This window comes from Streptomyces sp. ID05-26A (genome assembly GCF_033794685.1).
In the GTDB taxonomy this organism is placed as follows: domain Bacteria; phylum Actinomycetota; class Actinomycetes; order Mycobacteriales; family Pseudonocardiaceae; genus Lentzea.
Genome location: NZ_JARAYZ010000007.1, coordinates 1 through 25,729 on the forward strand (window position 1 = coordinate 1; position 25,729 = coordinate 25,729).

The window sequence follows — 25,729 nt, forward strand, 5'->3', positions numbered from 1 at the left end:
TATTACTGGCTGTGTTTCGGCACGCTGTTGAGTTCTCAAAGAACACGCGCACACCGCAGTCACATCAGCTTCACGCTGACTTACTTCCGGGGCTGTGTTGAAAGCTTATTTGGTCTTGCGATCCGGTGTCAAATCGGCCGCTAGGCCTTCTTTGTCTTCCGGTTTTTTCGTCAGGCCCGTTCCGGCTTGTTTTCCGGCCCGTGTCGCTCTGACTTGGAGAACATTACACGGGGCACTTTCGATCTCCAAATCGGGGGTCCCCTAAGCCTCGGAACCGCCACTGACCTGGGCGTTCGTCACCGCGAAGACCGGATGGCGGTCGGCCTCCGCCTCGAACGCCGAGACGGGGTCACCGACCCGCGCGTCGAAGAAAGGCCTTGTCACGGGCTCTTTGCGCACATAAGCGGCCAGCACGGGCGCCGCGACGGCCGCGGAAACCTCGTTCAAAACGACTTGACGTGACCTACGTCCCCTTCGCAGGACCGCCGAGCCGGCCGCCCGTGCGTTGTGCACCCAGTCGCGAACCCCGTACGGCGCGACGAGCCACTCCTGCCCGTCATGGGACATCAGGCGAATGGGAATCGTCCGCTCCGCACCACTGCGCCGGCCACGGATCGTCAACAGCACGTAGTAGGAGGGCGCGATGCCGAGCGCTACGGCACGGCTGATGACGACGTTGCCGACACGGCGCACGAGGTGCTGACGGTAAGTCTTGGCCACAAGGTCAATCATGGACCTCATGACGTTCGACGTAGTGGTGATTGGTGGAGGTCCTGCGGGCCGTGCGCTCGCACGGGCCTGCGCACACGAAGGGCTTCACACGGCGATCGTGGACCGTCACCCACAACGGCCCTGGACCGCGACTTACGGGGCGTGGGCCGACGAGCTCCCGCCAGACACTCCGACCAGGGCGGTGAGCACCACTGTTCGCGCGTACGCGCGCGAGGAGCACCTGATCGAACGCACCTACGTCGTCCTCGACAACGCCAAGTTGCACGAACTGCCGGACACGGTCGAAGTGCTCCAACGGCCAGAAGCAGCGCGCTTCACGTTCAACGCCACGGGCGCGCGCAAGGGCCGTGCCGAGCAAACAGCGGTAGGAACGGTCATCGAGTCGGACAGCACCGAGACGACGTTGATGGACTGGCGCGGCAACGGCGACACGTTCCTCTACACGGTCCCGCTGGGAGACAACCGCGTCCTGGTCGAAGAGACCTGTCTGGCGAGCAGGCCGGGCATGCCGCTGAGCGAGCTTCGCGAACGCCTGCACGCACGCCTCGTACCCACCGACGAAGAAGAACGCGTCCGCTTCCCCCTCGACGCACCACGAGCCACGGACAACGGGTTCGGTGCGGCGGCCGGGTTCATCCACCCCGCCACGGGCTACAGCGTCGCCACCTCGCTGACGCTCGCGCCGCAGGTCGCCCGGGCGGTCAAGGCGGGCGAAGACCCGAAGCGCGTGATCTGGTCCCGCAAGGCGCGCATGGTGCACGCCATGCGCGCGCGAGGTCTCGAAGCCCTCCTCAGGCTCAGCCCCGCGGAGACCCTGGACTTCTTCGAGGTCTTCTTCCGGCTCGACGTGGAGTTGCAGCGCGCCTACCTGTCCGGCCGGGAGGACGTCAGGGGAACAGCGGCCGCCATGCTCGCCCTGTTCCGCACCGCTCCAGGCCACCTCAGGTGGAAACTCCCCCGCTGAATCCCCAGCGTGAACGCCGTGTCACCGAACGCACCCCCGGTGTGGCAAATGGTCGCCAAGCTCGTGAACAGCTGGTGAACCCACTTGGTGGCGCTCGTTCGCACCGGCACGATCGAGGACGTGCCCGCCTTGCTGGATGACGTCAGGTTCGCCTTCCAGCCGCTGTTCAACCTGAACACCGGGGGCGTCGTCGCGATCGAGGCTCTGGCCCGGCCGCACGACGGCAGCGTGCAGGATCTGCTCCAGGCCGCCTTCCGGGCGGGTCTGCTGGCCAACGCCGACGTCGGACTCGCCTGCCGCGCCATCCGGTCCGCGGCCGACTTCGACCTGATGCTGCCGCTGCACGTGAACCTGCTCGCGATCACGGTCGCGGACAAGCCCGAGGTCATGAGTCCGCTCTACGGTGCGCTCCGGGACTCGGGACGGTCTCCGGACACCGTGGTCATCGAGATCGGCGAGCCGTACTCCCGTGCCAACCGCGGCCATCTCGCCCGTGGCATGCAGACGCTGCGGAACAACGGCTTCCGGATCGCGCTCGACTGCGTGGGTGAGGGCGACGTCCCTCTCGGGCTGCTGACCAGCGCTTCACCGGACTACATCAAGCTCGACCGCGAGATCGTCCGCTCGCTGCCCGACGACGCCGCGCGGGGTGCGCTGGTGAAGTCCCTGGTGCACCTGGGCGAGTACACGGGTGGCCAGGTCGTGGCCGAGGGTGTGGAGACCGAGGCGGAACTGACCTACCTGCGCAAGCTCGGGGTGGGGTACGCGCAGGGCAGGCTTCTCGCTCCCCCGCAGCGGCGGCCGGCGGTGAACGCCCGCATCGCACCCGAGGCGGTCACCGAGACCGGGGAGATCCGCCGGGCCAGCACGGGCCCGCGGATCACGGCGTTCCTGCACCCCGCCACGGTGTTGCCGGAGCACGCGACGAGCGAAGAGGTGCGTGAGGTGTTCGCCTCGCAGCAGTCGGTCACGGGTGTCGTGCTGCTGGACGACGAGGGCCGCCCGAAGTGGTCCGTGGACCGCAACCGGTTCCTTCTGGCCGTGACGGGTCCGTACGGGCACGCGTTGCATGCGAAGAGAGAGGCCGCACGGCTCGCGGACAAGCCTCACGTCATCGGCACCGAGGCGTCGGCGCTCGAACTGTTGGACGTGGTGGCGGGTGCGAACCGTGAGCGCACCAACGACGACCTCATCGTCGTGGACCACAACGAGCGGTGCATGGGTGTCGTGCGCGTGGCGGACGTTGTGCGCGGTGTCGCCGAACTGAAGGTGGAGCAGGCGGCCGCGCTGAGTCCCCTGACACGTCTTCCGGGCAGTGACGCGGTTGCGAGAGAGGTGGACCGGCGCATCGAGGCCGGCGAGATCTTCTCGGTCTCCTGGCTGGACGTCGACAGCTTCAAGCTGGTCAACGACTCGGTCGGGTTCGCGGCCGGGGACGATCTGATCCGCGAGATCGGGCACGACCTGGCGGATCTCGCGCACACGTTCCCCGGTGTGCACGTCGGGCACGTCGGTGGGGACGACTTCCTGCTCCTCGCCGGGCTCGACGAGACGGTGCCGCTGAGTGCTCGTTTGCTCGACAAGCCATACACGGCAGAGGGACGACACGTGACCCTCTCTCTTGCGACCCTTGTCTGTGCCCCGGGATCAGTGGGGTCGTATCGCGAGGTGTCGCGGTTGCTGGCACCAGTGAAGGAGCACGCGAAGTCGCTCGCCGGGTCCAGCTGGGTGATGGGACGGCCGGGCACCGAACGACGGGATGTGCTGCGTGGTGTCGCGCAACGCGCGGTGAGCTGACAAGTACAACCGAACGCCTCCTGTGCGGCGCGCTGATCACTCATAGCATCGAGACTGTTACTCAGTGCACAGGAGGTTCGGCGTGCAGGTCGGCAGCAGAACTCAATCGGTTCCCGCGCAACGCAGAAGCATGGACGGCCTCCTGACCGTTGGCGTGGAAGAGGAATTCGTTCTCGTAGAAGCTTCCACGGGGCATTTGGCCAACCGTGCCAACGAAGTGCTGGCGGGAGCGGACCAGTTCGAGGTCGACCTGCAGCCGGAAATCGCGCAATACCAGGTGGAATCGGCCAGCGGGATCTGCACGGACATGGCCGTGCTGCGCGAGCAACTGGCCGCCGCGCGCCGGGCGTTGATCGAACGGGCCGCGCGGCACGACGCGAGGCTCGCCGCGACCGGGACACCCGTGCTGGGCCTCACGATGCCGACGCCGTTGACGAACTCCCCGCGCTACCACCGGATGGCGCAGGAGATGGGCGCGCTCACCAACGATCTCGCGATCTGCGGTTGTCACGTGCACGTCGGTCTGCCCGACGACGAGTCGAAGATCTTCGTGAGCAACCACCTGCGGCCGTGGCTGCCGACGCTGCTCGCGCTGGGCGCGAACTCGCCGTACTGGCTCGACGGTGACACGGGTTACGCGAGCTGGCGGTACGTGGTCTGGAACCGTTGGCCCACTTCGGGTGCGCCGCCGCACTTCGACTCGGCGGCCGAGTACTACGCGGCACGGGAGGAGATCGTCGCGAGCGGCGCGGCGATCGACGCCGGGATGCTCTACTGGGACGTCCGGCTCTCCGCCCGCCACCCCACGCTCGAACTGCGGGTCTCGGACGTCGCGCCGACGGTCGAGGAGGCGGTGCTGATGGCCGCTCTGGTGCGCGGGATCGCCGCCACCGCACTGAGTTCCGGCGCGGCGCCGCTCAAGATCCCGCCCCACCTGCTGAAGGTGGCGATGTGGCGGGCAGCGCGCGACGGCCTGGAGGGCTTCGGCATCGACCCGGTGACCGGCGCGCCCACACCCGCGTCGTCGATCGTGGCGTCGTTGCTGCGGTGGATCCGGCCTGCGCTGGAGTTCTCCGGTGACCACGAGATGGTGACGACGGCGATCGACCGGTTGCTGCTCGACGGCACGGGGGCGGTGCGGCAACGGCGGGCGTTCGCGCGGCGGGGCAGGCGGGACGACGTGGTGGGTTTCCTGGTGGCGCAGACTTCTCCGGTCTGACCTCTCGCACCCTCCGGCGCGTTCTGCGAAGCGCTCCGAACGGGCGGATGCTGGTCGAAAGGCCGGAAGGAGAGGGTTGTGACGACAGCGCGCGACATCATGCACCCCGGTGTGCGGTGCGTGGACGAGGACGCGAGTCTCGTCGAGGCCGCCCGCATGATGCGGGACCTCGACGTCGGCTCCCTGCCGATCTGCGGCAAGGACGACCGGCTGCACGGGATCATCACCGACCGCGACATCGTGATCAGGGCCGTGGCGGAGGGGCTCGACCTCGCGGCCACCCGCGCCGGCGAGTTCGGCGGCCACGTCCACTGGGTCGACGCCTCGGACCCGCTGGAGCACGTGCTCGAAACCATGGGAGAGCACCAGATCCGGCGATTGCCGGTGATCGAGGACCACCGGCTGGTCGGGATGGTGTCGGAGGCGGACCTCGCCCGGCACCTGCCAGAGGACCAGCTCGCGGCGTTCGTCGAACGGGTCTACGCCTGAGGTCTGCCGTGTTCCAGGTACCGGGTCTCGCCTGACTCCCGGGCTCGCAACGCTTCGGTCACCCGCCGCGCGAGTCTGGGGATCAGGCGCGACGCCGCCTGGTCCGGCGGCACGAACTCGTACCGCTTCAGCTCCTCGGCCTGCAGCCGGATGTGGTCGTCCGCGGTGAGCAGGCCACCTTCGAACACGAACAGCACCCGGTCCTGATCCCCTTGGGGCGCCCAGTCGACCACGAGCAGCCGGCCGGGTTCCCTGACCAGGCCGAGTTCCTCCTCGACCTCGCGGCGACACGCCTCGCTCGGCGTCTCGCCGTGCTCGATCACCCCGCCTGGGATCTCCCAGCGCGGCTTGTAGGTGGGCTCGACGAGCAGAAGGCGGCCGGCGTCGTCGAAGAACAACGCGCCGGCCGCCGAGATCGCTCTGCTGCTGTGGTCCACGGGCTCAGAACAGGGTGGCGGGCTCGACGGGTTCCGGTTCGGGCAGTGGATCGAGCGCGGGGACCAGCGCGCGCACGTCGTCGTGGAAGCGACGGGCCAGCGCGGGTGCGTCGTCGTTGTTGGGGGTGTGCATGAAGAACGTCGGCGAGTGGCCTTCGTGGAGCCAGCCCGCGACCACCTCGGTCCACGGCCCCCACCCCCGCACCGTCTCCTCGACGGAGTCCCTGCCCAGGTAGCGGACGACCGGCCGGTCGGTCAGCGCGCGGGTCCGCCGGGGCATCCTCGGCTTCTTGGCCCACGCCTCCGCTTCACCCTCACTGGTCGGCGGGCTCTGGAAGAGGACCTCGGTGTCGAACGGCACCCACTCGGCGCGCACGTCGTCGAGCGTGCCCTCGAGCAGTGACGCCGAGCGCGCGTCGGTGAAGAAGTCGAGGTGGCGCACCTCCACCGCGCGGCGACGGTCGGCGGGCAGTCTGCGCAGGAACCGGCCGAGGGCGTCGACGTCGGCCGGGCCGAACGACGGGGGCAGCTGCGTCCACAGCACGGCCCGCTCACCGAGGGGTTCGATCGCGTCCAGGAACGCGCGCATGTCCGCCTCCACACCGACGAACCGGCGCTCGTGCGTGACGACCTTGGGCACCTTCACCATGAACCGGAAATCCGGGTCGATCTGCTGCGCCCACATCTCCACTGTGCTGCGGGTAGGGGTCGCGTAGAACGTGGTGTTGCCCTCGACCGCGTTGCACCAGCCCGCGTACGCCCGCAGGCGCTCCTTCGGCGGCAGGGGCTGCGGCAGGAACCGGCCGGGCCACGCCTTGTGGGTCCACATCGCGCAGCCGACGTGAAGACGTGCCACTCCACCCACTCCCATCGGTCGTGGGTGCGAATCTACTTCACTGGTTCGTGCACGAACGTTGGTCGTCCCGCCAGGATTTGAACCTGGGACCTACCGCGTATCAGACGGACGCTCTCACCGGACTGAGCTACGGGACGGAGTGGAAGACGAGGGTGTCGAACCCTCCGGGGCGATCTTGCAAGGATCACCTGCGCGCCGGCGCGTCCCCCGATTCAGTTGTGCAGTGCCGCGGGCAGGATTCGAACCTGCACTGAACGCGTTCTGAGCGCGTTGCCTCTTCCGTTGGGCTACCGGGGCTGGGACCACTGACTGCGAGCATTGTTTTGAGCAGCACCGATGGAAGGAGTCGAACCCTCGGGAAACTGTTTTGGAGGCAGTTCCGCTTCCGAAGCTCACCGGCAGGAAAAAGAAAACCGCCCAGGGTTTCCCATGGGCGGCTCCGAGGTCATGACCTGGGGATCAGGTCATGGCGTGGAGCCCCACGCCACCGCCAGCAGACCGCCGGCGATGAGGGCGAGAATTCGCCATCCCGCGAGCTGTGCGTTGGCAAGCATGTCTTCCTCCGGTTGATCTCTGTCGTTCGTGATGGGACCAAGCTAGGCGACGGCCGGACGGCCGTGCAACGCATTTATTGAAGCTTCTCGCGGTGTTCCAGATCGTGGATTTCTGTTTCGATGGTGTTCATGAGGGGTACCACGCCTGGATTCGGGACACGCCACCCGGACATGGCACGGCTGCTGGCCGCGCATCCGCCCGCCGCCACCGACGAGGTGGCCTGGATGGACGGCGCGCTGCCGTTGCGAGTCGGCGCCCACCTCGGCCCGGCCGACCTGCCCGACGAGCTGGTCACGTCGGTCCGGTGCGTCGTGCGGGTCGGCGAGCTGGTCGTCTTCTGCGAGAACGTCGACGGCGGCCACGTCCTGCCCGGTGGCAGGCGGGAATCCGGCGAGACGCACGCGGACACAGCGAGCCGAGAGGTGCACGAGGAGACCGGGTGGCTGCTCGAGCCCGAAAGCCTTCTCCCGCTGGGGTGGCTGCACTTCGAGCACCTGGCCCCCAGGCGTCCCGAGTACCTCTACCCCTACCCGGACTTCCTGCAGGTCGTCTTCCAGGGCGTCGCGACCGAGCGCGCCGGCGGGTCCGACTGGGTCGACACCGACGGGTACGAGCTGAGCTCCCGGCTCGTGAGTGTCGCCGAGGCACGCCAGAAGTCGTTGAACGGTCCGCTGGCGACGACGTTCCTCGACCTGCTCTGAACGACGAACGGCGCGCACCCCGCAGGACGCGCGCCGTTCGAACGAACAGAGGTCAGACGGTGAAGCCCAACGCGCGCAACTGCTCGCGGCCGTCGTCGGTGATCTTCTCCGGGCCCCACGGCGGCATCCACACCCAGTTGATGCGGAAGTCCGACACGAGACCGCCACCCGTGCCGCCGGTGAGGGCCGCGCGGGTCTGGTCCTCGATGACGTCGGTCAGCGGGCAGGCCGCGGACGTGAGCGTCATGTCGATGGTGGCGACGTTCTTCTCGTCGACGTGGATGTCGTAGACGAGACCCAGGTCGACGACGTTGATGCCGAGCTCCGGGTCCACGACGTCGCGCATCGCCTCTTCGAGGTCGTCGAGCGCGGCGACGTCAGCCTTGGGCTCGAAGACCGGCATGCCTTCGGCTCCCCGGACGACTTCTTCGGTGCTCATGCTGCTCCCTGGCTTCGTGCTACTGCGTCTTTGAAGGCCATCCAGCCCAGCAGCGCGCACTTCACGCGCGCCGGGTACTTCGAGACGCCGGCGAAGGCGATGCCGTCTTCGAGGACGTCCTCGTCGGGCTCGATCTGGCCGCGGCTCTGCATCAGCTCGACGAACGCGTCCATCTTCTTGAACGCCTCGCCCACGGGCTTACCCACGACGAGGTCGGTCAACACGGACGTCGAGGCCTGGCTGATCGAGCAGCCCTGGCCGTCGTAGGAGACGTCGGAGACGATCTCGCCGTCGAGCTTGACCCGCAGCGTCACCTCGTCGCCGCAGGTCGGGTTGACCTGGAACGACTCCGCGTCGAACGGGTCGCGCAGGCCTCGGCCGTGCGGGTTCTTGTAGTGGTCCAGGATGATCTCCTGGTACATCTGCTGGAGCTGCATCTCAGGCCACCCCGAAGAACTTCTGCGCCTCGCGGACGCCGTCGACCAGTGCGTCGACCTCGTCCAGCGTGTTGTACAGGTAGAACGACGCGCGCACCGACGACTGGGCGTTGAGGCAGCGGTGCAGCGGCCACGCGCAGTGGTGGCCCACGCGAACGGCGATGCCCAGGCTGTCGAGCACCTGGCCGGCGTCGTGCGGGTGGACACCCTCGATCTCGAACGGCACGGCGCCGCCCCGGTCGACCGCGTCCTGGGGCCCGATCAAGCGGACACCGGGAATCGCGCCCAGACCCCGGAGGGCCGCGACGGTCAGGTCGTGCTCGTGGGCGTTGATCCGCTCCATGCCGACGATGCCCAGGTAGTCCACCGCGGCACCCAGGCCGACGGCCTGGGACGTCATCGGCGAACCGGCCTCGAAGCGCTGCGGCGGCGGGGCGAACGTCGAGCCCTCCATCTTCACCTGCTCGATCATCGAGCCACCGGTGATGAAGGGGGGCAACGCTTCCAGCAGCTCACGACGTCCATAGAGGACACCGATGCCGGACGGGCCGAGCATCTTGTGGCCGGAGAACGAAGCGAAGTCGACGCCCAGCGCGCGGAAGTCGACCGGGCTGTGCGGAACGGACTGGCACGCGTCCAGCACGGTCAGCGCGCCGACCTTCTGCGCTGCCGCGACCAGAACGGAAACCGGGTTGATCACGCCGGTCACGTTCGACTGGTGCGTGAACGCGACGACCTTGGTGCGCGGCGTGATCACGCTGTCCACATCGGACAGGTCGAGACGACCGTCCGGGGTCAGCGTGAACCACTTCAGCGTCGCACCCGTGCGGGACGCGAGCTGCTGCCACGGAACGAGGTTCGCGTGGTGCTCCATCTCGGTCACGACGATCTCGTCGCCGGGACCCACGACGAAGCGCGCGGCCTCGGGACCCGAGGTCGCGGCGTTGCCCATCGCGTACGCCACGAGGTTGAAGCCCTCGGTGGCGTTCTTGGTGAACACCAGCTCGCCGAAGTCGGCGCCGACGAAGTCCGCGATGCGCTGACGCGCACCCTCGTACGCGTCGGTCGCCTCTTCAGCCAGCTGGTGGGCACCGCGGTGCACAGCGGCGTTGTGCTGCTGCAGGAATGCTTTTTCCGCGTCCAGAACCTGCGTCGGGCGTTGCGAGGTGGCGCCGGAGTCCAGGTAGACCAGGCGCTTCCCGTCACGAACGGTGCGAGACAGGATCGGGAAGTCCGCTCGAAGAGCGGTTACGTCCAGTGGTGCTGCGGTGGTGGTCACAGCGCCTCCTCTCAACACCTATAACGCTAGGAAAGGGCAGCGGCTTCCGTCTTGCCGGTGTACTTCACGTAACCCTCGGACTCGAGCACGTCGGCCAGCTCGCGGCCACCGGACTCGACGATCCGGCCGTTCGCGAAGACGTGCACGAAGTCCGGCTGGATGTACTTGAGGATCCGGGTGTAGTGCGTGATCAGCATGACGCCGACCTCGCCGGAGGCCTTGTAGCGGTTGACGCCCTCGGACACGACGCGCAGGGCGTCGACGTCCAGACCGGAGTCGGTCTCGTCGAGGATCGCGATCTTCGGCTGGAGCAGGCCCAGCTGCAGGATCTCGTGGCGCTTCTTCTCACCGCCGGAGAAGCCCTCGTTCACCGAACGCTCGGCGAACGCCGGGTCGATGTCGAGGTCGGCCATCGCGCCCTTGACCTCCTTCACCCAGTGGCGAAGGGCCGGGGCCTCGCCGCGGACGGCGGTGGCGGCGGTGCGCAGGAAGTTCGACATCGAGACGCCGGGAACCTCGACCGGGTACTGCATGGCGAGGAAGAGGCCCGCGCGGGCGCGCTCGTCGACGGACATCTCGAGGACGTCCTCGCCGTCGAGGGTGACGGTGCCCGAGGTGATCGTGTACTTCGGGTGTCCGGCGATCGCGTAGGACAGCGTGGACTTGCCGGAGCCGTTGGGGCCCATGATGGCGTGCGTCTCGCCGGCCTTGATCGTCAGGTCGACGCCCTTGAGGATCTCCTTGGGAGCGTCCTCACTGACGACCGAGACGTGCAGGTCCTTGATCTCAAGGGTGGCCATGACTTGCCGTTCTCCTGGTGGTGTAGCTAGAAGTCAGTCAGTTCGTGGTGACGGTGACGTCGACGAAGACGTCGCCGTCACGGATGTCGACGGCGTAGACGTCGACCGGCTCGCTGGCGGGCGGCGAGGAGGGCTGGCCGGTCTGCAGGTCGAAGCACGACCCGTGCAACCAGCACTCGATCCCCTTGCGGGAGACCTCGCCCTCGCTCAGCGACACCGCTGCGTGCGAGCACAGATCAGCGAGTGCGTGCACCCGCTCGCCGTCGCGCACCAGCACCAGATCGACGTCGTCGACGCTGGCGGCGAACGGCTTGCGGTCGTCCAGTGAGGACAGTGCACACACCTTGATCACGTGCCGACCGCCTCGAGCTCTGCCTCGATGGCCGCCTCGAGACGCTCGCGCACCTCGGGGACGGCGATCTTCGCGATCAGCTCCTGGAAGAAGCCGCGCACGACGAGACGCCGCGCCTGGTCTTCCGGGATGCCGCGCGCCTGCAGGTAGAACAGCTGCTCGTCGTCGAACCGGCCGGTGGCGCTGGCGTGGCCCGCACCCTCGATCTCGCCGGTCTCGATCTCCAGGTTCGGCACCGAGTCGGCGCGCGCGCCGTCGGTCAGGATCAGGTTCCGGTTCAGCTCGAACGTCTCGGTGCCCTCGGCAGCGACACGGATGAGCACGTCACCGATCCACACCGCGTGGGCACCCTCGCCCTGCAGCGCGCCCTTGTAGACGACGTTGCTGCGGCACTTGGCCTGCGCGTGGTCGATGAACGGCCGGTGCTCCTGGTGCTGGCCCGCGTCCGCGAAGTACAGACCGAACAGCTCGGCGTCTCCGCCGCGGCCCGCGTACTGCACGACCGGCGTCACGCGCACGACGTTGCCGCCGAGCGTGACCACGGTGTGCTTGATGGTCGCGTCGCGACCGAGCTTCACGTGGTGCTGCGAGACGTGCACGGCGTCGTCGGCCCAGTCGTGGATGGTGATCACCGTGAGGTGAGCGCCGTCCGCGACGAGGAACTCGATGTTGTCCGCGTACGCGCCGGAACCGCGGAAGTCCAGGATCACGGTGCCCTCGGCGAACTGCGAGGCCTTGACCTGGATGTGGCCGTAGGCGACGGCGCCGACGCCCGCGCCGGTCACCGTGACGGTGGTCGGCTCGGACTTCACGTCACCGGGCAGCGTCACGATCGTGGCGTTCTCGAACGACGAGTACGCCTGCGCCGCGACGCGGTCACCGGGGACGCCGGCGGTGCCGAGCCGTGAGTCGTCACGACCCACGGTCTCGACGGTGACGCCTTCAGCGGCGGACACCTCGACGGCAGCGGAACCCGTTGCCGCAGCGCCGGAGTGCAGACCGGCAAGACGCTTGAGAGGCGTGAAGCGCCAGATCTCCTCACGGCCGCCCGGGACCTCGAACGCGTTCACGTCAAAAGACGTGAAGTGCTCCGCGCGCGAGGAGACGGGGACGACGGCACCGTGGGAGTGAGGTTTCGTAGACAGGGCGGCCATGTCAGCCGACGGCCCCTTCCATCTGCAGTTCGATCAGGCGGTTCAGTTCGAGGGCGTACTCCATGGGGAGCTCACGCGCGATGGGCTCGACGAACCCGCGCACGATCATCGCCATGGCCTCGTCCTCGTTGAGGCCGCGCGACATCAGGTAGAACAGCTGGTCCTCGGAGACCTTCGAGACCGTGGCCTCGTGACCCATCTGCACGTCGTCCTCGCGGACGTCGACGTACGGATAGGTGTCCGAGCGGCTGATGGTGTCGACCAGCAGCGCGTCGCACTTCACCGTGGACTTCGAGTGGTGCGCCCGCTTGTTGACCTGCACCAGGCCGCGGTACGACGTGCGGCCACCGCCCCGCGCGACCGACTTCGAGATGATCGTCGAAGAGGTGTGCGGTGCCATGTGGACCATCTTGGCGCCGGCGTCCTGGTGCTGGCCCTCGCCCGCGAACGCGATCGAGAGGACCTCGCCCTTGGCGTGCTCGCCCATCAGGAAGACGGCCGGGTACTTCATGGTCACCTTGGAGCCGATGTTGCCGTCGACCCACTCCATGGTCGCGCCCTCTTCGGCCTTGGCGCGCTTGGTGACCAGGTTGTAGACGTTGTTCGACCAGTTCTGGATCGTCGTGTAGCGGCAGCGGCCGCCCTTCTTCACGATGATCTCGACGACGGCCGAGTGCAGCGAGTCCGAGGAGTAGATCGGCGCCGTGCAGCCCTCGACGTAGTGCACGTAGGCACCCTCGTCGACGATGATCAGCGTGCGCTCGAACTGACCCATGTTCTCGGTGTTGATCCGGAAGTAGGCCTGCAGCGGGATGTCCACGTGCACGCCCTTCGGCACGTAGATGAACGAGCCACCGGACCACGTCGCGGCGTTGAGCGCCGAGAACTTGTTGTCACCCGCGGGGATGACCGAGCCGAAGTACTCCTTGAAGAGCTCCGGCTGCTCCTTGAGGGCCGTGTCGGTGTCCAGGAAGAGGACACCCTTCTCCTCCAGGTCCTCGCGGATCTGGTGGTAGACGACCTCGGACTCGTACTGGGCGGCGACACCGGCGACGAGGCGCTGCTTCTCGGCCTCCGGGATGCCCAGGCGGTCGTAGGTGTTCTTGATGTCCTCGGGCAGGTCCTCCCAGGAGGTGGCCTGCTTCTCGGTCGAACGCACGAAGTACTTGATCGAGTCGAAGTCGATCCCAGAGAGGTCAGCGCCCCAGCTCGGCATCGGCTTGAGGTCGAAGAGCTTCAGCGCCTTCAACCGGTACTCGAGCATCCACTCGGGCTCGTCCTTCTTCGCCGAGATGTCGCGGACGACGTCCTCGTTGATTCCTCGGCGGGCGCTCGCGCCGGCAACGTCGGAGTCGGCCCAGCCGAACTCGTAGTTACCAAGAGACGCAATCGTCTCTTCCTGCGTGAGCGGAGACTGCACCGTGGTGGGCGTGCGCTGCTCGGCAGCGGCAGTCATGCGGGCTCCCCTCCATCATCTGGGATGAGCTTTCCGGCAGAGCCGGGCTGAACGTTCGGGATGTGCGTCGTGCACACGGCGTGGCCGCGGGCGATCGTCGCGAGGCGCTGCACGTGGGTACCGAGGAGGTTCGCGAACGTCTCCGTCTCGGTCTCGCACAGCTGGGGGAACTCGGCGGCAACGTGGGCGACCGGGCAGTGGTGCTGGCACAACTGCTCACCCACCCCGACGTTTCGCGCCGATGAAGCGTAGCCCTCCCTGGTCAACGCGGCTGCGAGGGCCTTCGCCCGTTCGGCGGGCGTGACCTGGGCCACGATCGCGGAACGATGACGGTCCACCAGTGCGTCGACACGGCTTTGCGCGAAAGCACGCACAGCCTCTTCCCCGCCCGTCTGGGCGAGGAACCTGAGCGCGGCGACCGCGAGGTCGTCGTAGGCGTGGCCGAACTGGGCGCGTCCGGCGTCGGTGAGCAGGAAGAGCTTCGCGGGACGGCCACGACCACGTTGAGTCTGCCGCGGTGCGTCCCTCGTGAGTGCCTCGCCGTCCGCGAGCAGCGCGTCTATGTGACGACGCACGGCCGTGGGACTGATGCCCAGTTCCTCCGCGACGGCTGCCGCGGTGACCGGGCCCTGCTCCAGCAGGAGCCTGGCGACGGCACGCCGAGTCTTGCCGTCGTGCTGAGGCACGGCGTCAAGGTGGGTCTCGGCGTATTTCACAACACCAGTGTTGCGTATTTAGCCGGAGGTCGCAAAGATCGCGGTCACAGGGTGACCTGACTCACGGCTGAGACGGGCTAGATACGCTGCCCGCATGCCCACTTCCGGCGGAGCCGTGACTCCGGAGAGCGACCTCTTGAACGGTCGAGAGCGTCGTCAACTGGACATCGTCCGGCGCTGGGGCACCATCGGCGCTCTCCTGCTGACCGTCGGATCCCTGGGTGGCGGCGCCGCGCCGATCTACTCCCCCCTCTACGGCGTGCCCGTGCTCGGGCTCTTCTCGAGGATGCCCAGTGTCGCGATGGGGGTCGTCTGGACCGGCATCTTCATGATCGTGTCGGCCTGGCTCGCGCTGGGCCGGTTCGTGAAGCCGGGCAGGCCGCGGCTGATCTCGCGCGGTCAGATGGACCGCACGCTGCTGATGTGGACCGTTCCGCTGGTCTTCTGCGTGCCGATGTTCTCCCGCGACGTCTACTCGTACCTGGCGCAGAGCGAGATCGCGGCGCGCGGGCTCGACCCGTACGAGCTGGGTCCGGCCAACGCGCTGGGCGTCGACCACGTGCTGACGCGCGGTGTGCCGAACATCTGGCGGGAGACGCCGGCGCCGTACGGGCCGTTGTTCCTCGCGTTCGGCCGGTTGACCGCGATGCTGACCGGCGACCACGTGGTGTCCGGCGTGTTCGTGCACCGGCTGCTGGTCCTGGTCGGCCTGGGGATGATCGTGTGGGCGCTGCCGCGGCTCGCGGCCCGGTTCGGGGTGCCGCCGGTCGGCGCGTTGTGGCTGGGCGCGCTGAACCCGCTGGTGCTGTTCCACATCGTCATCGGCGTGCACAACGACGGGCTGGCGCTCGGCCTGATGCTGGTCGGCCTGGAGCTCGCGATGCGCGGGCTGGAACCGTTGAAGTGGACCTGGATCTCGCTGGGCGCCGTGGTCATCGTGTGCGGCGCGATGGTGAAGATCCCCGCGATGGCCGCGCTGGGCTTCCTCGGCGTGATGGTGGCGCGCAAGCTCGGCGGGCAGTTCAAACACCTGGCGATGGTCGCCGGGATCATGGCCGGCATAGCCGCGGTCGGGGTGGTGGTGATCTGCCTCGGCACCGGGTTCGGCTTCGGCTGGGTCGAGACCCTGAACGTGGCGTCGACCGTGAAGTCGTGGATGTCGCCGCCGACCGCGCTCGGCTTCCTGGGCGCGGGCACCGGCCTCATGCTCGGCCTCGGCAACCACACCGAGGCGATGATCTCGCTGACCCGGATGCTCGGGCAGGCGGTGTCCGTCGTGATCACGGTCGGGCTGCTGTGGCGCAGCTTCAAGGGCCGGATCAAGGCGATGAACGGCCTCGGCGCGGCGCTGGGCGCGATCCTGGTGCTCGGGCCGGTGCTGCAGCCCTGGTACGTGCTGTGGGCGGCGATCCCGCTGGCCACCGCCGTGGTCGGGCCGAAGTTCCGGATGTTCGCCATGGTCACCTCGGCGATCATCGCGATCATCCTGCCGCCGACCGGGTCCGCGTTCGACGGGCGTGCCTACACGGTGCCGCAGGCCGTCGCCGGAGCGGTCATCACGTTCGCGATCTGCGTGCTGATCGCGCGCAAGCGGGTCGGGCCGTTCCTGAAGTCCGACCCGGCCGGCGGCGGACACGTCTGATCGGTAACCCCGAACCTCCGGCGGACGAGTAACCGGCAAGGGAAGATCGTCGCCGGAGGGGGTGGTGCGGCGTGAGCGAGCAACCCATGTCGCGGGAAGAGGTCCGGTTCGCCGTCGTGCTCAACGGGGGCGTGAGCCTCGCCGTCTGGATGGGCGGCACGGTGCTGGAGCTCGACCGTCTGACCAGGCCCGGATCGGTGTACCAGCCGTTGCTGGACCTCGTCGGCTGCACGGCCAGGGCGGACGTCATCTCCGGCACGTCGGCGGGTGGCATCAACGGTGCCGCGCTGGCGTTGTCGCAGGTCAACAAGAAGGCCGACCTGACGAGGCTGCGGGACCTCTGGGCCGAGCAGGGGCGGATGGAGCAGTTGCTGCGGACGCCGTTCCGCGGCTCGCCCGCGTCGCTGCTCAAGGGTGACGAGTTCTTCCTGCCCCGGCTGCAGGAGGCGCTGGCCCGGCTCACGACGGACTTCGAGCCGACCGAGCCCGACCAGCGCCCCATCGACCTGCGGATCACCACCACCCTGCTCGGTGGCGTGCCCACGATCACCTACGACGACCTGGGCCAGCCGCTGACGCAGTCGGTGCACCAAGGCTCGTTCTCGTTCCGCCGCGACCCGTACAACTGGGTGTCCGCCCAGACCCGTGACGACTTCGCGGCCGGCACGCTGAACGACCGCGTGCTGCAGCTCGCGCTGGCCGCGCGGAGCAGTGCCAGCTTCCCGTTCGCGTTCGAGCCGAGCTTCATCCCGGTCGGTGGCCAGGCCTCGCCGGACCGCCCGGACATGGCGGACGTCGCGAGCTGGTCCAACGGCGGCGACCGCAGCAGGTTCGCGGTCGACGGCGGTGTGCTCGTGAACACGCCCACCCGCGAGGCGCTGGAGGCCATCGACCGGATGCCCGCGGACGGGCCGGTGCGGCGGGTGATGCTGCTGGTCTTCCCGCACGCCGAGCCGCTGGGGTCCGAGCCGGTGGCCGACACGGTCGACAAGGGTCTGACGACGGTCGGGTCCGGCGGCAAGCTGCTGGGCGCGATGTCCAGCCAGGCCAACAGGACCTACGTCGAGAAGATCGAGGAGCACAACCGGCGGGCGGCCAGCAGCAGGGGCGGCCGGATGGCGTTGCTGGAGCGGATGCACGCGGGTGGTGAGGACGTCGTCGGCGAGGTGTACTCGCTGGCGGACAAGCTCTTCGGCCATTACGAGGACGTCGAGATCCGGCTCGCCGCGCGGCAGGTGACGGCGCAGCAGTTCGCGCTGCCCAAGGGGAATCCGGCGAACTGGTCGTTCGAACGGGCGCGCCGGGCCGCGGAGACCGCGCAGCGCAAGTGGAAGAAGCAGCACGGGGTCCTGCCGTACGTGCCGGGCGTGAAGCTGCCCGATCTCGTGTGCCGCGAGGACACGGGCTGGGAGTGGGGCATCACGATGGCCGAACGCCTCGGAGCGTCGGCGCTCGACCTGCTCAAGCGGCTCGTGTGGGTCATCCCCGAAGCGGAAGCGGAAGGGATCACCAAGTCCCGCCGCGAACTCCACCAGGTCCGTGCGGAGCTGCGCCGGCTGCGGGAGGAGCTGTTCGACTGGAAGCCGTCGGACTCGCTCGGCGAGACCTACTGGACCGGGCGGCTCGCGAGCTACCACGAGAACATGATCGACGGGCACCTCGGCTTGGAGGTCAGGGCCCAGGTCACCGAGATCGGCCGGATCGTCGGCGAGGCGCAGAAGGTGATCACCGCGCTCGACGGCCACCGGCTGAAGCTCGGCGGACTCGTCTGCTGGCACGCGCTGCTCGGTGCCCCGGCCGTCGAGGCGGAGGCCGGGCTCGGCGACGGCGAGCGGTGGCTGAGTCGCCTGCTGGCGCTGGAGATCGCCGGCACGTGCCTGTCCGACGACGCCTCGACCGGGATGGACACGCCGGTCGAGCTGGTGCAGGTGTCGCTGCAGACGCGCAACGCGTTCGCGCGGCAGTCGATCACGGCCGACGACAAGGCCGGTGGCGCGTCGCTGTCGCGGTTCTCCGGGTTCCTGAAGCGGTCGTGGCGGGTCAACGACTGGATCTGGGGCCGGCTCGACGGCGCGACGATGCTGTGCCGGGTGCTGTTCGACCCGCGGCGGTTGCGGCGGATGGACCTGCTGGGCCGGCCCGAAGGTGATCAGCGCACGGCTGATCAGCGCGCGAAGGCCGTGGTCGACCAGGTGCTGAAGAGCATGTTCGGGGTGGAGCTGCCGATCCAGGTCGCGGCCTGCGCCGAGGAGGCCCGCGTGGAACTCGCGGGGATCTACGAGACCGACAACGAGCTGTCGCCGTCGTCGATGAAGCTCGCCGAGCTCGCCGCGTGGGGCCTGCACTGGCGGATCATCTGCGAGGAGCTCCCCCGGTTGCGGGCCGCGATCATCGCCGACCGCGGTGACGGCGCGGACCGGCGTTCGCGGGGTGAGCTGTTCCTGGAGGAGCACGCGGACCTGTTGCGGCGCCTGGAATACCCGCACGAGCACACGGTCACGCTGGGCATGTCGGCGTTGAACGCCTTCGACCGCGCGGGCATCGGCCGTGAGCCGCTGACCCAGGAGGCGGCGTCGGACCAGATGATCCGCACGGCCGCGACCGCCGCGGCCGTCGCGGTCACGGTCGCCGACTCGGAACGGTCCGGGCTCGCGGCGGTGCGGCCGGTGACGCGGGTGGTGCGCGGCGCGGCCCTGCTGCCCTACTGGACGATCACCGGGCTGACGCGCGGCGGGAACCTGGCCCGGTTCCTCGGGCTGCTCGGCCTCGCGGTCGGTGGCGCGCTCGTCGTGATGGCGTTGTTCGGGATGCTGCCGCCGTGGGCCGCCGGTCCGGGCGCGGCGCTCGGCGCGGCCAGCCTGCTCGGCGCCTTCGGGTACGCGGCACTGCGCAGCGGCACGCTGCTGCACGGCCTGGTGTTGCTGTCACCCGTGATCCCGTTGGTGGCCATAGCCGTCGAGCGGCTTCCCCGCGACAGCGCGGAGATCACGACCGGCACGATCACGGTGGCCGGCGTCGCGTTCGTCGTGACGGCGCTGCTGGTCCTGGGATCGCTGCCCGCTCCGATCCGCACGCCGCTCGCGGTGCTGGCCGACTTCCGGCCGCTGGAGATCGTCCAGCGACGCTGGAAGCAGGCGGCGGTGCTGCTCGTGATGGCGGGGCTGGTCTGGTCGGTGTGGCGGTTCGAGCTGCACACCAAGCCGTGGCTGGTGATCCCCGTGTCGGTCCTGTGTGGAGCGTTCGGCGTGTGGATGGCGCTGTCCGGCGGCAAGTCGCTGCAGCGCTGGCGCCGCGTCGAGGGCGTGTGGGGCACGGAACGCGCCGAGCCGCCCGCCGCCGCGACCGCGGGCTGGGCCGTGGTCTACGGCATCGGCTACCTCGTGGTCGCCGACGTGCTGCTGGTCGCCGGGCCGCGCGGGTGGGGCTGGCAGGCGGTGATCGGCACGGCACTGGCGTTCGGCCTGACCTTGCTGCTGATCACGTCCTGGTACGTGCCGCGGGCCGAACGCCGCCGGTTGCGCGAACAGCTGGTGGCCGAGGCGATCCCGGCGATCTACCCCGAGGGCGACGACGTCGCGACGACGTTGCGGGAACGACTGGAGGGGCACGCCTCGCTGTACCGGTTCCTGGTGGAGGGCGAGGGTGAACACCCCTCCGAGCTCACGCTCTCCCCGGCCGGAGTCGTCGTGGCGCAGCGAATCGAGACGAAGCTCCACAAAGGACGGAATCCCGACCCTGTACTTTGACGCGGATGAGGGCCGATGCGACTCGCAACGTCGAAGCGGTGCTGCGCGCGGCCGCCCGTGTCTTCTCGGCGGACCCGCTCGCGCGCATGGCCGACGTCGCCGCCGCGGCGGGCGTGGACAAGCGGACCGTCTACCGCCGCTTCGACTCGCGCGAGGAGCTGCTGCTGGCGGTCTACCGCGCGCGGCTGGACGAGCTGGAGGCGTTGATCGTCGCGACCCTCACCGGTTCGGGTCGCGACGCGCTGCTGGCGTTCGCCGAGGGCGGGATCCGGCTCAGCCGCGACTGGCCCGTCGACATCCGCGCGGTCACCGACCCCGCGATCCAGCAGCGGCGTTCCGCACTCGACGCGCGCATGGACGAGTTCCTGCTGAGCTCCGGGCTGATCGCGTCCGGGCTGCCTGACGGCTGGGCGTTGCGGGTGCTGCAGACCCAGCTGCACACGGTCGCGCAGGAGATGCCCGCGCTCGATCCCGGTCCGGCCGCCGAACTGGTGGTCGGGACGTTCCTGCACGGCGTCGGCGGCCGTGTGTGACGAGGGCCATGCCTTGGCCGGGCATTTTCGCTCTGCCCTGAGCGTCTTAAGTGTCATCAAGAGTGACACTTAAGGAGTGGACGATGTCGAAGACGTGGCTCATCACCGGGGCGTCCCGCGGTTTCGGGCGCGAGATCGCCGTGGCCGCCGCCGAGGCGGGTGACCGGGTCGTCGCGACGGCACGGCGGCCGGAACAGCTGGAAGACCTGGTGGCACGGTTCCCGGACCGCGTGCTGGCGATCACTCTGGACGTCACCGACCCCGCCGCCGCCCGTGGTGCGGTGCAACGGGCCGTCGAGGCGTTCGGCACGCTAGACGTGGTCGTGAACAACGCCGGGTACGCCAACAGCGCGCCCATCGAGGAGACGACCGAGGACGACTTCCGCGCCCAGGTCGAGGCGAACCTGTTCGGCGTCGTGAACGTGACCCGCGCGGCGCTGCCGGTGTTGCGGCAGCAGCGTTCCGGCACCTTCGTGCAGTTCTCGTCCGTCGGCGGCCGCGCGGGAGGCACCCCGGGCATGGGCGCGTACCAGACCGCGAAGTTCGCGGTGGAGGGATTCTCCGAGGTGCTCGCGAACGAGGTGGCGCCGTTCGGCGTGCGGGTCGTGATCGTCGAGCCGGGCGCGTTCCGCACCGACTGGCAGGGCTCGTCGATGGTCCGGCACTCGGTCGGGGAGGACTACGAGTCCACGGTCGGCGCGATCAACCGGTTCCGGGACGAGACCGACGGCAAGCAGCCTGGTGACCCTGCCCGTGGTGCGCGGGTGGTGCTCGACGTGGTCGGGTCGGACGCGCCGCCGCGCCGGTTGGTGCTGGGTGCGGCCGCGGTCGACACGGTGCTGGCCGCCGAGGCGAAGCGGAGTGCCGAGACGGAGAAGTGGGCGGCGGTCAGCGCGTCCGCGGACTTTCCCTCGGACGCGGGCTGACCCGGCCGCGTCATGCGACCGGGTCTCCCCCGAACGACAGCCTGTCGCCCCTCCCGAACGTCAGGCCGCCAGCGCGATGACCGGGACCGTCTGGCCCATCGCCCGCGCGTACAGCGCCTCGAAGCGGTCCAGCGTCGTGGCCAGCGCGTGGTGCGAGATGATCTCGCTGCTGGCCGCGCCCATCCGGGCCCGCATCGGGGCGTCGTGCACGAGCGTGTGCAGGCGCTGGGACAGCTGGTTCACGTCGCCCGGCTCGAACAGCCAGCCGTTGCGGCCCGAGTGCACGAGGTGCGGGAGTGCCATGGCGTTCGCGGCGATCACCGGCTTGCCCGCGGCCATCGCCTCCATCGTGGCGAGGCTCTGCAGTTCGGCGACACCGGGCATGACGAACAGGTCGCAGCGGGCGTAGGCGTCGAGCAGGTCGTCCTCGGAGACGAAGCCGTGGAACTTCACGCGGTCCGTGATCTCCAGGTCGCGGGCCAGGAGTTCCCACTCCGCCTTGCAGGTGCCGTCGCCGACGATCTCGCCGAACGCGCCGGGGACCCGGGCCAGGGCGCGCAGGAACTCGTCGACGCGCTTCTCCTCGTCGAGGCGGCCCACGAACAGCGCGGTCGGGCGGTCGTTGTGCGTCACGGAACGCTGGTAGCGGGAGATGTCGATGCCGCACGACACGGGCACGGCCGGCTCCGGGAAACCGCTGTCGTGCAACAGCTGCACGGCGCGCGGGGTGGGCGCCGTCACCACGTCGGCGCGGGCGAAGACGCGGGCCAGGTCGCGGTAGGCGAACTTGCGGGCCCAGCCCTGCAGGAACGACGGCACGTGAGCGTGGCTGAACAGGTTCTCCGGCATGAAGTGGTTGGTCGCCAACGTCGGGATGCCCTGCGCCACAGCGGAGTTGAGGACGAACCGGCCGACCACGAAGTGCGCCTGGACGTGCACGACGTCCGGCTTCAGCGCCTTGATCAACGCGTCGGCCTCGCGGGAGGCCTGCCACGGCAGGCAGAAGCGGAAGTCCGGGTAGAACGGCAGCCGGTGCGATCGCAGCCGGTGGACTGTCACACCCGGGATTTCCGTGGCACGCGGTGAGTCCGGGGCGATGACGTGGACGTCGTGGCCCTTCTCGGCGAGACCGACCGCCAGGCGCTGCGCGAAGCGCGCGGCACCGTTGACGTCCGGCGGGAACGTGTCGGCGGCGATGACGACGCGCAGCGTGCTGGAGGTGTTCACGGGGAGCTCCGTTCGGATGTTTTCACGAGGTTGACGAGCAAGTGCGAACACGCCGCAAACGGCGGCGAGAGCGCAGGCGAACAGCGCGACACCGGTCAAAGGAGACAAATGCGCGGCTTCGCCGAGCAGGAAGGCGCCGAGGCCGACGGCGACCAGCGGGTCGACCACGGTCAGGCAGGCGACGGCGAGATGAGGCGGTCCGCCGGCGTAGGAGTGCTGGACGAGCCAGCCGCCGACGGCGAGTGAGAGGGCGATGCCGAGCACGGACGCGAGGTGCGAGAGCCCGAACCCGCCTTGCTGCACGGACTGAGAGACAGCACGCATCAGCACGGACACATAGCCGTACGCGACACCACCGGCTGATGCGAACGCCACGGCTCGTACGCGTGCGTTCGGCGTAAGGGCTGCGATCACGCCTGGGACCGCGATCAGGCCGAGGGTCACCAGTCCGGCGGTGAGTTCGACGTCCGGCACGACCTTCGTCGAGGTCGCACTGCCCGAGGCGAAGAACACGAACGCACCGACACCCACGGTCGTGAGCAGGATCGCCGGCAACTCGCGGAAACGGCGGTCCATCAACGCGGTCATGCCGATCGCGAGCACACCGATCGGCTGCACGACCGTCAACGGCGCCATGCCCAGCGCGACGGCGTGCACTCCGGCACCGGCGACCAGCAACGCGAGCCCGCCGAGCCACCGGGGCTCGCGCAGGACGCTGGCACGCGCACCGGTCAGGGCGACCGCGTCGTGCTGCAGGCGGGCGGCGAGTGCGAAGCACACCGCGCCGAACACGGCGAGCGTGATGGCGAGCATGGTCATGACGTGCGCCTCACTTGAAGTGCCGCGATGGCGAAAAGGAGTACGTAAAGAGATGCGAACAAAACGCGTTCCGTAAGTCCGCGCGCCTCGAAACCGCCGAAGGAAACGTGACTGACGAGAAACGCGGCGCTGGAGACGGTCGCCGTTGTCGCGATACCGAGCAGGGCCGGAAACTGGCGCGCGATGAGCACCCCCGCGGCCGGCAGGGCCACGAACATCACCGCGCCGGCGTACCGGTGGATGTAGCCCGACATCGAGGTCGGCTCTCCCGTCGGATCGGTCGGGAAGATCGTCGCCACGGTCAGCCCCGCCGACCAGATCCCGATCAGCCACTGCGCTGACCTGCCTACACCCCGGAGGTTGACGGCGAGCAACGCCGAAACGGCCGCGAGACTAAGAGACGTCGCCGCGAGCCAGCCCGTGCCGTTGTCCACGAACACGTAGTCGCTGATCACGTCCGAGACCGGGTTGAGCTGCCCTGCCGACATGACATGCAGGTAGAGAATCGGGACCAGTGAGAACACCAGTCCCCCGACCGCCAAGCTTCGTCTTTTCGCCCCCGCTTCGACCACGGGAAAAGTCTCTTGCGAACACGTTGATCAACCAATGGGGAACTCCCCCGAGGAGACCCTGAGGTGTCCCTGAGTCACCGGGGTAGGGCTAGCCCCACCTTTTTCAGCTGTGCTTCAGGAATGGGCCGAATGACCCAACTGCGTGCGGATCGCCCCGACCGCCTAGGCTGCGTGCTCGTGAGCCCGAATCCCCAGCCTGCGGTGGAAGTGTCGGGGCTGGTCAAGAGATACGGCTCGAAGACCGCCGTCGACGGCCTCGACCTCGTTCAGCAGCCCGGCACCGTTCTCGCCCTGCTCGGGCCCAACGGCGCGGGCAAGACGACGACCGTCGAGATCTGCGAGGGCTTCCGCACCGCCGACGACGGTTCGGTGCGCGTCCTGGGGCTCCCCGCCGGTTCCGAGGCACTGCGGCCCCGCATCGGCGTGATGCCGCAGGGCGGTGGCGGTTATCCCGGCATCCGCGCCGAGGAGATGCTGAACCTCGTGGCCACGTGCGCGGAGAACCCGCTCGACCCGAAGTGGCTGATCGAGGTCCTCGGACTCGGCGGCGCGGTCCGCACTCCGTACAAGAGGCTCTCCGGCGGCCAGCAGCAGCGCCTGTCGCTCGCGTGCGCGTTGATCGGACGCCCCGAGCTCGTGTTCCTGGACGAGCCGACCGCGGGCATGGACCCGCAGGCGCGCCGACTCGTGTGGGACCTGGTGGCGGCCTTGAGGGACGACGGCGTGGCCGTGCTCCTGACGACGCACCTCATGGACGAGGCCGAGGCGCTCGCCGACGACGTCGTGATCATCGACGAGGGCCGCGTGGTCGCGCAGGGCTCGCCCGCCGAGCTGACCGCGAACCGGCCGGACGACCAGCAGCTGCGGTTCCGCGCGCGGCCCGGTCTCGACCTCTCGTTGCTGTCCGCCGCACTGCCCGAGGGGCTGAAGGTGCGCGAGGTGACGCGCGGCGCGTACGTCGTGGAAGGTCTGATCGACCCGCAGGTCGTGTCGACCGTCACGTCGTGGTGCGCGCAGCAGGGCGTGCTGGCCGAGGAGCTGACGGTGGCCAAGCGCAGCCTCGAAGACGTTTTCCTGGAGCTGACCGGCAGGGAGCTGCGCTCGTGACCACCTTCGCTCCCGGCACCTTCAAGCCCTCGCCCGGTCGCGGTTCGTTGCCGCGCATGCTGTTCGTGCACGCGCGCACCGAGGCGATGCTGACGTTGCGCAACGGCGAGCAGATCCTGCTCACCGTGATCATCCCGCTGGCGCTGCTGATCGCTTTGTCGCTGATGTCGGTGATCCCGATGCCGGAGCCGCGCGTCGGTTCCGCCACCGCGCGGATCTTCGCGCTGGCGATCATCTCGAGCGCCTTCACCGGGCAGGCCATCGCGCTGGGCTTCGACCGCCGTTACGGCGTGCTGAAGCGGCTTGCGGCCTCGGCGCTGCCCCGGTGGCTGCTGGTGGCCGGACGGGTCTGCGGCGCGCTGGTCGTGGTCGCGCTCCAGATCGTGCTGCTGGCGGTCACGGCGTTGCTGCTGGGCTGGCGGTTCCCGCTCGCCGGGCTGCCGTGGGTCGTGCTGCTGATCGTCCTGGGCACGCTGACGTTCGGTGCGCTGGGCGTGCTGCTGGGTGGTGCGTTGCGCGCCGAGATCGTGCTGGCGCTGGCGAACATCATCTGGTTCGTGCTGCTGATGGTCGGCGGTGTGGCGCTGAGCGTGCCGGTGTCGTTCGTGCACCTGCTGCCGTCCGCTGCCTTGGCCCAGGCGCTGGAAACCTCTGTGGTGCACGGCACGGCGCCCGGTGTGGGCCCCGTCGCAGTGCTCGTGGCCTGGGGTGTTGTCGCGGGCGCTCTGGCGACCCGGACGACGAAGCTGACCTGACCCGGCCTACCATCAGTCC

24 protein-coding genes and 2 tRNA genes are annotated in these 25,729 nt (G+C 69.0%); 11 read left to right on the forward strand and 15 right to left on the reverse strand.

What is annotated here, in order from left to right:
• Window positions 1-261: 261 nt before the first annotated feature.
• Window positions 262-720 carry a nitroreductase family deazaflavin-dependent oxidoreductase gene (locus PV646_RS39665; protein ID WP_500347731.1) on the reverse strand — a complete coding sequence of 153 codons (459 nt, stop codon included), beginning with the start codon at window positions 718-720 and terminating at the stop codon, window positions 262-264.
• Between the two features lie 19 nt (window positions 721-739).
• On the opposite strand from PV646_RS39665, the gene PV646_RS39670 reads away from it, so the two are divergent.
• The 4 genes from PV646_RS39670 (at window position 740) to PV646_RS39685 (ending at window position 5,201) form a co-directional block, all read left to right on the forward strand.
• Window positions 740-1,696, forward strand: a complete 957-nt coding sequence (locus tag PV646_RS39670; protein ID WP_500347733.1) for a lycopene cyclase family protein — start codon at window positions 740-742, stop codon at window positions 1,694-1,696.
• Window positions 1,697-1,783: 87 nt separating this feature from the next.
• Entirely contained in the window at window positions 1,784-3,493 is a 1,710-nt protein-coding gene (locus tag PV646_RS39675) for a GGDEF domain-containing protein (RefSeq protein WP_500347735.1), read from the forward strand.
• Between the two features lie 130 nt (window positions 3,494-3,623).
• The gene (locus tag PV646_RS39680; protein ID WP_500347736.1) at window positions 3,624-4,712 is read left to right on the forward strand and encodes a carboxylate-amine ligase; all 1,089 of its coding nucleotides are present in this window, start codon (window positions 3,624-3,626) and stop codon (window positions 4,710-4,712) included.
• Between the two features lie 78 nt (window positions 4,713-4,790).
• Window positions 4,791-5,201, forward strand: a complete 411-nt coding sequence (locus PV646_RS39685; RefSeq protein ID WP_500347738.1) for a CBS domain-containing protein — start codon at window positions 4,791-4,793, stop codon at window positions 5,199-5,201.
• Here PV646_RS39685 and PV646_RS39690 read toward each other — a convergent pair.
• The 4 genes from PV646_RS39690 to PV646_RS39705 all read right to left on the reverse strand — a co-directional run bounded on the left by PV646_RS39690 (window position 5,192) and on the right by PV646_RS39705 (window position 6,791).
• Complete coding sequence (locus tag PV646_RS39690; protein WP_500347739.1) at window positions 5,192-5,638, reverse strand: NUDIX domain-containing protein; 447 nt, start codon at window positions 5,636-5,638, stop codon at window positions 5,192-5,194. The two genes, PV646_RS39685 and PV646_RS39690, sit on opposite strands and share 10 nt — an antisense overlap.
• 4 nt (window positions 5,639-5,642) lie before the next feature.
• Window positions 5,643-6,494 (reverse strand): DUF72 domain-containing protein, encoded by an 852-nt coding sequence (locus tag PV646_RS39695; protein ID WP_500347740.1) that lies wholly within the window; start codon window positions 6,492-6,494, stop codon window positions 5,643-5,645.
• Between the two features lie 59 nt (window positions 6,495-6,553).
• A tRNA-Ile gene (locus PV646_RS39700) sits at window positions 6,554-6,631 on the reverse strand.
• An 87-nt stretch (window positions 6,632-6,718) separates the two neighbouring features.
• Window positions 6,719-6,791 (reverse strand) — tRNA-Leu (locus PV646_RS39705).
• A gap of 386 nt (window positions 6,792-7,177) precedes the next feature.
• On the opposite strand from PV646_RS39705, the gene PV646_RS39710 reads away from it, so the two are divergent.
• The gene (locus PV646_RS39710) at window positions 7,178-7,750 is read left to right on the forward strand and encodes an NUDIX hydrolase (protein ID WP_500347741.1); all 573 of its coding nucleotides are present in this window, start codon (window positions 7,178-7,180) and stop codon (window positions 7,748-7,750) included.
• 52 nt (window positions 7,751-7,802) lie between these two features.
• Here the strand turns inward: PV646_RS39710 and PV646_RS39715 are convergent, their stop codons facing one another.
• Genes PV646_RS39715 through PV646_RS39750 form a run of 8 tightly spaced genes read right to left on the reverse strand, consistent with a single transcriptional unit; the run spans window position 7,803 to window position 14,353 of the window.
• Window positions 7,803-8,153, reverse strand: a complete 351-nt coding sequence (locus tag PV646_RS39715; RefSeq protein ID WP_500348282.1) for a metal-sulfur cluster assembly factor — start codon at window positions 8,151-8,153, stop codon at window positions 7,803-7,805.
• Window positions 8,154-8,185: 32 nt separating this feature from the next.
• Window positions 8,186-8,626, reverse strand: coding sequence for a Fe-S cluster assembly sulfur transfer protein SufU (sufU, locus tag PV646_RS39720; RefSeq protein WP_191303847.1), 441 nt, complete (start codon window positions 8,624-8,626; stop codon window positions 8,186-8,188).
• Window position 8,627: 1 nt separating this feature from the next.
• Complete coding sequence (locus tag PV646_RS39725; RefSeq protein ID WP_500347742.1) at window positions 8,628-9,905, reverse strand: cysteine desulfurase; 1,278 nt, start codon at window positions 9,903-9,905, stop codon at window positions 8,628-8,630.
• 26 nt (window positions 9,906-9,931) lie between these two features.
• A complete protein-coding gene (gene sufC, locus PV646_RS39730) occupies window positions 9,932-10,705 on the reverse strand; it encodes a Fe-S cluster assembly ATPase SufC (RefSeq protein ID WP_500347743.1) in 774 nt (257 codons plus the stop codon).
• Window positions 10,706-10,742: 37 nt separating this feature from the next.
• Entirely contained in the window at window positions 10,743-11,057 is a 315-nt protein-coding gene (locus PV646_RS39735; RefSeq protein ID WP_500347745.1) for a non-heme iron oxygenase ferredoxin subunit, read from the reverse strand.
• Window positions 11,054-12,211 (reverse strand): Fe-S cluster assembly protein SufD, encoded by a 1,158-nt coding sequence (sufD, locus tag PV646_RS39740; RefSeq protein ID WP_500347746.1) that lies wholly within the window; start codon window positions 12,209-12,211, stop codon window positions 11,054-11,056. Before sufD ends, PV646_RS39735 begins: the two co-directional genes overlap by 4 nt.
• A gap of 1 nt (window position 12,212) precedes the next feature.
• Window positions 12,213-13,667, reverse strand: a complete 1,455-nt coding sequence (gene sufB / locus PV646_RS39745) for a Fe-S cluster assembly protein SufB (protein WP_439660038.1) — start codon at window positions 13,665-13,667, stop codon at window positions 12,213-12,215.
• On the reverse strand, window positions 13,664-14,353 hold the full coding sequence (locus PV646_RS39750; protein ID WP_500347748.1) for a helix-turn-helix transcriptional regulator: 690 nt from the start codon (window positions 14,351-14,353) through the stop codon (window positions 13,664-13,666). Before PV646_RS39750 ends, sufB begins: the two co-directional genes overlap by 4 nt.
• A 124-nt stretch (window positions 14,354-14,477) precedes the next feature.
• Here PV646_RS39750 and mptB point away from each other — a divergent pair, with 124 nt between their 5' ends.
• The 4 genes from mptB to PV646_RS39770 all read left to right on the forward strand — a co-directional run bounded on the left by mptB (window position 14,478) and on the right by PV646_RS39770 (window position 21,230).
• Window positions 14,478-16,025, forward strand: coding sequence for a polyprenol phosphomannose-dependent alpha 1,6 mannosyltransferase MptB (mptB, locus tag PV646_RS39755; protein WP_500347750.1), 1,548 nt, complete (start codon window positions 14,478-14,480; stop codon window positions 16,023-16,025).
• Between the two features lie 71 nt (window positions 16,026-16,096).
• Window positions 16,097-19,771: a patatin-like protein gene (locus PV646_RS39760; RefSeq protein ID WP_500347752.1), complete on the forward strand. Its 3,675-nt coding sequence runs from the start codon at window positions 16,097-16,099 to the stop codon at window positions 19,769-19,771.
• 5 nt (window positions 19,772-19,776) lie between these two features.
• On the forward strand, window positions 19,777-20,304 hold the full coding sequence (locus PV646_RS39765) for a TetR family transcriptional regulator (RefSeq protein WP_500347754.1): 528 nt from the start codon (window positions 19,777-19,779) through the stop codon (window positions 20,302-20,304).
• Between the two features lie 83 nt (window positions 20,305-20,387).
• The gene (locus PV646_RS39770) at window positions 20,388-21,230 is read left to right on the forward strand and encodes an oxidoreductase (RefSeq protein ID WP_500347756.1); all 843 of its coding nucleotides are present in this window, start codon (window positions 20,388-20,390) and stop codon (window positions 21,228-21,230) included.
• A gap of 60 nt (window positions 21,231-21,290) precedes the next feature.
• Here the strand turns inward: PV646_RS39770 and PV646_RS39775 are convergent, their stop codons facing one another.
• Both PV646_RS39775 and PV646_RS39780 read right to left on the reverse strand, forming a co-directional pair.
• Entirely contained in the window at window positions 21,291-23,276 is a 1,986-nt protein-coding gene (locus PV646_RS39775) for a glycosyltransferase (protein WP_500347758.1), read from the reverse strand.
• On the reverse strand, window positions 23,273-23,848 hold the full coding sequence (locus PV646_RS39780) for a DUF998 domain-containing protein (RefSeq protein WP_500347760.1): 576 nt from the start codon (window positions 23,846-23,848) through the stop codon (window positions 23,273-23,275). Before PV646_RS39780 ends, PV646_RS39775 begins: the two co-directional genes overlap by 4 nt.
• 177 nt (window positions 23,849-24,025) lie before the next feature.
• On the opposite strand from PV646_RS39780, the gene PV646_RS39785 reads away from it, so the two are divergent.
• Both PV646_RS39785 and PV646_RS39790 read left to right on the forward strand, forming a co-directional pair.
• Window positions 24,026-24,955: an ABC transporter ATP-binding protein gene (locus PV646_RS39785; RefSeq protein ID WP_500347762.1), complete on the forward strand. Its 930-nt coding sequence runs from the start codon at window positions 24,026-24,028 to the stop codon at window positions 24,953-24,955.
• Window positions 24,952-25,710, forward strand: coding sequence for an ABC transporter permease (locus PV646_RS39790; protein ID WP_500347764.1), 759 nt, complete (start codon window positions 24,952-24,954; stop codon window positions 25,708-25,710). The genes PV646_RS39785 and PV646_RS39790 overlap by 4 nt, the downstream gene beginning before the upstream one ends.
• The last annotated feature ends 19 nt before the right edge of the window (window positions 25,711-25,729 follow it).